At 69.4% G+C, this 288-nt stretch carries 1 pseudogene; it reads right to left on the reverse strand.

What is annotated here, in order from left to right:
* Positions 1 to 101: 101 nt before the first annotated feature.
* A pseudogene (locus EIK80_RS26845) lies at positions 102 to 288 on the reverse strand (hypothetical protein); the annotation flags it as partial.

Raw genomic sequence — 288 nt, forward strand, 5'->3', positions numbered from 1 at the left:
GGAGGAATAAAGCCGCCGGCATTGGCCACGCCGATCAGCAGCGAACGCGCCCCCGCCGCCCTCGCCGCGCTCGGGCTCATGTCGGGCAAGCCCAGATCGACCTAGCAGCCTTGCAGGCGAAGCTGGCCGACGCAGGTCTCCGGCCTCCAATAGGCGACGCTCAGGGCGGTCTTGGCGCTGACGCGATCAACATCGGCCAGGAACAGCAGGCTGGGATAGGGAAAGTCCACGGCATGCTCCCGTCTTAGCGTGGTGCGGGCGTCGCGGAGGCGAAGGCGCGGCCGCGGG

The sequence above is a fragment of the Caulobacter sp. 602-1 genome, assembly GCF_003931565.1.
Lineage (GTDB): Bacteria > Pseudomonadota > Alphaproteobacteria > Caulobacterales > Caulobacteraceae > Caulobacter.